The 532-nt window shown below is 55.8% G+C and carries 1 protein-coding gene; it reads right to left on the minus strand.

Annotated elements, in window-relative coordinates; translation table 11 throughout:
* Positions 1-27 precede the first annotated feature (27 nt).
* Positions 28-532, minus strand: a 505-nt coding sequence (locus tag MSKU9_RS17085) for an IS3 family transposase (protein ID WP_141262559.1), incomplete at its 5' end; no start/stop codon positions are given.

The following is a 532-nucleotide window of genomic DNA, read 5'->3' on the forward strand; positions in this document are numbered from 1 at the left end:
TTTACCGGAGAGCGATTTGTTCAGCGCTCAGGCTGCGATATCAAGTCTGCTCTGATCTGCATGGAAGGCGCGTTCGGCTTCGGCGGGTGGCCTGTAGCGGATTGGTGCCAATAGGCGTCGATTATTATACCAGTCCACCCATCTGAGTGTTTCCCATTCGACCTGCGCCATGGATTTCCATGGCCCCAGATGATGGATAACTTCGGCTTTGTATAAACCGTTGATCGTCTCCGCCAGTGCATTATCATAACTGTCACCGACCGTGCCGACCGAGGCATCGATGTCAGCCAGCGCCAGGCGTTCGGTATATCGGATCGACAGGTATTGTGAACCACGATCCGAATGATGGATCAGCGCCCTGTTTCCCGCGGGCTTTCGTTGCCAGATGGCCTGTTCAAGGGCGTCGAGCACGAACTGGGTGGTCATGGAGGCCGAGACCTTCCAGCCCACGATCCTGCGGGCGAACACATCAATGACAAACGCCACATAGACCATGCCATTCCGGGTCTGGACATAGGTGAAGTCCGAGACC

Source organism: Komagataeibacter diospyri (genome assembly GCF_006538165.1).
GTDB lineage: Bacteria > Pseudomonadota > Alphaproteobacteria > Acetobacterales > Acetobacteraceae > Komagataeibacter > Komagataeibacter diospyri.